Source organism: Longimicrobium sp., assembly GCA_036389795.1.
Classification (GTDB): Bacteria; Gemmatimonadota; Gemmatimonadetes; order Longimicrobiales; family Longimicrobiaceae; genus Longimicrobium.
In genome coordinates, this window is sequence record DASVWD010000123.1 from 1 (window position 1) to 4955 (window position 4955).

Below are 4955 nucleotides of genomic sequence, written 5' to 3' on the forward strand. Positions count from 1 at the left end.
AGCACGGACGGCGGGGAGCAGCCTCTTCACTCAGGACGGAGCACAACACACTCAGTCCATCAACCATCCGAACCGCCGTATACGGACCCGTACGTACGGTGGTGGGGGAGGGGGTGCCGGGAGACCGGCCCCCCTATCCCGATGAGCGGGCGCCCGCTGGAATCAGCAGTCGTAGCCCGGGCTGTTGCGGGCTGGAGCCCAGGTCCGCGCCGCTCGTCCTGGAGCGCGCGTGGCGGGCGCCGGGGCGGCGAGTCACAGGTGGTTCAGCGGACGCTTACGCGAAGAGGAGCCTGCCCCTGGGCTCCGGGATGGGACGCCCGAGATCCCGGGCCGTCTCGATCCATTCGCTGATCACGACCTCGGCGTTGGAGATCGCTTCGGCGTACGTGGCGCCATCCGCAGCGCAGCCGGGCAGCTCCGGGACCTCGGCGATGAAAGCCTGGTCCTCGTCGCTCCAGTAGATGATGATCTCGTACCGGTACTCAGGGTTCGGCATGAGGACGAACCTACCGCTCCGCGCAGACACGGACCAGCGGCACATCGTGAGGCCTGAGCCGTGACCGACGTGCAGACCGAAGTCCTCCTCGGCCTCGGCGCGAACGTAGGCGACCCGCTGGGGCAGCTCGCGGCCGCGGTGGACGCGCTGCGCGGCTTCGTCTCCGATCTCGAGGTCTCCTCCGTCTGGCGCACCGAGCCCGTGGGCTACCGCGAGCAGCCGGACTTCTACAACCTGGTGGCGCGCGGGCGCACCGCGCTGGCCCCGGAAGAGCTGCTCTCGCGCATCCTGGGCGTGGAGCGGGCGCTGGGGCGCGAGCGCACCTTCCGCAACGCGCCGCGGCGGATCGACGTCGACCTGCTGGCGTACGGCGACCGGATTCTCGACACGCCCTCCCTCACCCTGCCGCACCCGGGGATCCCCGCGCGCGGCTTCGTGCTGCACCCGCTGGCCGAGCTCGCCCCCGGGTGGCGGCACCCCGTGCTGGGGAAGACGGCGCGGGAGTTGCTTGAATCCACCCCTGCACTGGAGCGCGTCGAGCGGCTCGGACCCCTTCCCGCCTCGCGCTGATCTCACCCCCCTGGCAAAGTGCACGGAGCCGCCGCTTGCACGTGGACCGGCGCGCGGCTAACTCTTTCGTGCCGCACCCGTGCGGGCCGCAAGCGCATGACGATCTCGCCGCAGGACTTCACCGTCGGGGTGGAGGAAGAGTACCAGCTGGTGGACGCGCGCACCGGCGAGCTGAAGAGCCGGGCGCACTGCGTGATCGCCGGCGACTGGGCGGACGAGATCAAGCCCGAGATGCAGCAGCACACCATCGAGGTGGAGACCCGGGTGTGCCAGGGCACCAACTGCGTCCGCGACGACCTGGAGCGGCTGCGCCTGCAGGCCGCCGTGGCCGCCCAGGCCCAGGACCTCGCCATCCTGGCCGCCGGGACGCACCCGTTCGCCCCGGCGGGCGGATACGACTTCACCGAGCGCGACGTCTACCTGGACATCCGGCGCGAGTACCGCGAGCTGGCCGAGACGCAGGCCATCTTCGGGATGCACGTGCACGTGGGCGTCCCCGCGGGCGCCGACCGGGTGCGGGTGGCCAACGCGGCGCGGGCGTTCCTGCCGTACCTGCTGGCGGTCTCCGCCAGCTCGCCGTTCTACCTGGGACGCGACACCGGGTACGCCAGCTTCCGCACCATCCTCTGGCGGCGCTGGCCCCGGAGCGGCGCCCCCCCGCGCTTCGAATCGCAGGCCGAGCTGGAGCTGCTGCTGCGCTGGCTGACCGAGACGCAGTGCGTGGACGGCCCCGGGCGGCTGTACTGGGACCTGCGGCCGCACCACAAGTACCCGACGGTGGAGTTCCGCGCCGCCGACGTCACCCCGCGGCTGGAGGACGCCGTGGCCGCGGCCGCGCTGGCCCGCGCGCTGGTGGCGGCCATCGTGGACGGCGCCGTGGCCGAGCCGGCGCTCTCCCAGGCGGTGGCGCAGCCGCTCCTCGGCGAGAACACCTGGCGGGCCTCGCGCGACGGCACGGCGGCCGTGTTCGTGGACGTCTTCGCCCCCGGGCCGCGCACCGTGTCCGCGCGCGACGCGGTGCTGGGGCTGGCCGAGCGGCTGCGCCCCTACGCGCGGGCGCTGGGCGACGAAGGCGCGCTCGACGCGCTGGAGGGGGTGTTCGAGCGCGGGTGCGCGGCGGTGCGGATGCGGGAGACGGCGAAGGAGCTGGACGGCGACCTGCGGCGCCTGGCGCTGTGGATCGCCGCAGAGACCATGGTGGGACTGGGAATGGACCGCCGCGCCGAGCAGCGGCTGGAAGAGACCACGGTATGAGCCTCAAGCAGCGGATCGCCGTCAACCTCCCCGAGAAGCCCACCCGCGGGTACGAGATCCTGGTGGGGAGCGGCCTCTTCGGCAGCATGGCCAGCACCCTCTCCAAGTTCTGCCCCGCGCACCGCTACGCCGTGGTCACCGACGACCGCGTGGCCGAGCTGTACGCCGTGAAGCTGTCGCGGATGCTGCACTCGGCCGGCTACCGCGCCGACGTCTTCGCCTTCGAGCACGGCGAGGCCCGCAAGACGCGCGAGACGTGGGGGCTCATCACCGACGCCATGCTGGAGGCCGGCATCGGGCGCGACGCGGCGCTGATCGCCTTCGGCGGGGGCGTGCCCGGCGACCTGGGCGGCTTCGTGGCGGCCACCTACATGCGCGGCCTCCCGCTGGTGCAGGTGCCCACCACGCTGCTCGCGATGATCGACTCGTCGGTGGGCGGCAAGACGGGGGTGGACGCGCCGGCGGGGAAGAACCTGGTGGGCGCCTTCCACCAGCCCGAGTGCGTGCTGATCGACCCCGACCTGCTGCAGACGCTCCCCGACGCCGAGCTGCGCGCGGGGCTCGCCGAGGCGGTCAAGCACGGCGCCATCGCCGATCCCGACTACCTGGACTGGATCGAGGCGGCCGTCCCCGAGCTCCTCTCCGAGGACCCCGAGGCGCTCTGCCGGCTGATCGTGCGCTCGGTGGAGATCAAGTCCGAGGTGGTGGGCCGCGACGAGCGCGAGTCGGGCCCGCGCAAGCTGCTCAACTTCGGCCACACGCTGGGCCACGCCGTCGAGGCGCTCTCGGGCTTCTCGCTCCTGCACGGCGAGGCGGTGGCGATCGGGATGGTGGAGGAGGCGCGCCTGGGCGAGCGGCTGGGGGTCACCGCCAGCGGCACGGCGGCGCGGCTGCGCAAGGTGCTCACCCGGTTCGGCCTGCCCACGTCGCTGCCGATCGAGATGAGCGCCGAGGAGGTGGTGGCCTTCACCCGCTCGGACAAGAAGGGGCGCGAGGGCCGGGTGGAGTACGCGCTGATCGAGGGGATCGGCGCTCCTGCGCTGGGCGCGAACGGCCGCTACGGCACCCCCGTGGCCGACGAGACGGTGCTGGAGGTGCTGGGGGGCGTCGGCAGCCGGGCGTGAGAAGAAGGTGCGTGATACCAGGTTGCCGAGCATAGTTCTGGTTCCAAACAGATGGAATCACACAGAGGACACAGAGAACACAGAGGGAACTGAAGACGCGATTGAAGTTCTCCGTGTCCTCTGTGTCCTCCGTGAGAGGCTTTTCAGAAGCTGTACCTGAACGATGCTCTGCAAGGTGGTATGATCCTTGGTTATTCGCCTGAAATCAGCATTGGAGGGCATAGAACGAAAGAACCCATGTCGCATCTTCTTGAGCCGCGGTAAGATGGGTGGTGTCGAAGCAACCATCCGTCCGCGAACCCTCGAATGCACGACATGGGTGAAGAACAAGGTACACTCTTTTGCCCGGAATACAACCAGTCGGTCCGGGTGGAGGCGCGTCCCGAGAAGCTGACGTCGGACGCGGGGGCGCTACTGATGCGCGAGGTCATGGAGCGGCTGGGGTATTCGGGTCTGATCGAGAGGCACTTGACCGACCCGCGGGTGCCGGGCCGGGTGATCCATCCCCAGACCGAGCTGGTGCGAACCGCGCTGTTGCTGCTGGCGCAAGGATGGAGCGGGCAGTCCGACGTTACGTTGCTGCAGGCGGATCCCGCGTTTCGGACCGCGGTTTCCAGCCGCAGGGGGCAGCGGCCGCTGCGCGAGGCGGCTGGCCGCGAGCCCGACGGGCTGTGTTCGCAACCCACGCTCAGCCGGCTGCACCAGGATCTCGGCGCGCGTCAGAACCGGGCGGGGCTGCGCCGCATGCTGCTGGATGGATCAGAGCGGCGGATGGAGTCGCAGGGGCAGACGCGGCTTCCCGAGATCACGCTCGACCTGGACTCGTTGCCGTACGAGGTCCATGGCCATCAGCCCGGCAGCGCCCGGAACGGCCACTACCGGGTGCGCTGCTACCATCCGCTGGTGATGCGCTCCGAGCACGGGGACTACTTGGGTGCGAAGCTCCGCCCTGGCAACGTGCACACGGCCGACGGGGGCTTGCGCTTCGCGCTGCCGATCCTGCACCGGGCCCGGGTGTGGGCGGAGCAGGTGTGGCTGCGGATCGATGCCGGGTTTCCCGAAGGAGAGCTGCTGGACCACCTGGAGGAGGAAGGTTTCCTCTACGTGGCGAGGCTGAACGGGAATGCGGTGCTCAAGCGCATGGCCGCGCCGTACGTCACCGAGCCGCCTCCCGAGGGGCAGGTCCGAACCCACGAGTTCATCTACCGCGCGGCCAAGTGGGCGCATCCCCGCCGGGTGGTGCTCGTGGTGCTGGAGCGCACGAAAGAGCAGGGGGAGCTCTTCCTCGACTACTTCTTCCTGCTGACCAACGTGTCCGTCGCCGAAGCACCGGCCGGACAGCTGCTGGAGCGGTACAGGAAGCGGGGCACCGCCGAGAAGGACTTCGGCGAGTGGAAGCAGGCGCTGGATGTGTCGCTCTCCTCCTCGCCACGGCCGAAGGAGCATTACCGCGGTCGCGAAGTGCGGACACCCTACGCCGAGCCGGACAGCTTCGCCGCCAACGAGGTGCG

The 4955-nt window shown here is 70.5% G+C and carries 5 protein-coding genes; 4 read left to right on the forward strand and 1 reads right to left on the reverse strand.

What is annotated here, in order from left to right; genetic code table 11:
- Positions 1-274: 274 nt before the first annotated feature.
- On the reverse strand, positions 275-496 hold the full coding sequence (locus VF746_16670; GenBank protein HEX8694057.1) for a type II toxin-antitoxin system HicB family antitoxin: 222 nt from the start codon (positions 494-496) through the stop codon (positions 275-277).
- Between the two features lie 60 nt (positions 497-556).
- Here VF746_16670 and folK point away from each other — a divergent pair, with 60 nt between their 5' ends.
- The 4 genes from folK to VF746_16690 form a co-directional block, all read left to right on the forward strand.
- Positions 557-1066, forward strand: a complete 510-nt coding sequence (folK, locus tag VF746_16675; GenBank protein HEX8694058.1) for a 2-amino-4-hydroxy-6-hydroxymethyldihydropteridine diphosphokinase — start codon at positions 557-559, stop codon at positions 1064-1066.
- 96 nt (positions 1067-1162) lie between these two features.
- Entirely contained in the window at positions 1163-2320 is a 1158-nt protein-coding gene (locus tag VF746_16680) for a YbdK family carboxylate-amine ligase (protein HEX8694059.1), read from the forward strand.
- Positions 2317-3444 carry a 3-dehydroquinate synthase gene (aroB, locus tag VF746_16685; protein ID HEX8694060.1) on the forward strand — a complete coding sequence of 376 codons (1128 nt, stop codon included), beginning with the start codon at positions 2317-2319 and terminating at the stop codon, positions 3442-3444. Before VF746_16680 ends, aroB begins: the two co-directional genes overlap by 4 nt.
- Positions 3445-3750: 306 nt before the next feature.
- The coding region (locus VF746_16690; protein ID HEX8694061.1) for an IS1380 family transposase at positions 3751-4955 on the forward strand (1205 nt) is incomplete at its 3' end.

Excerpts from the sequence above, each read along its gene's own strand:
- VF746_16680 (HEX8694059.1), top strand. The coding sequence starts at position 1,163 with ATGACGATCTCGCCGCAGGACTTCACCGTCGGGGTGGAGGAAGAGTAC.
- VF746_16670 (HEX8694057.1), bottom strand. The coding sequence starts at position 496 with ATGCCGAACCCTGAGTACCGGTACGAGATCATCATCTACTGGAGCGAC.
- aroB (HEX8694060.1), top strand. The coding sequence starts at position 2,317 with ATGAGCCTCAAGCAGCGGATCGCCGTCAACCTCCCCGAGAAGCCCACC.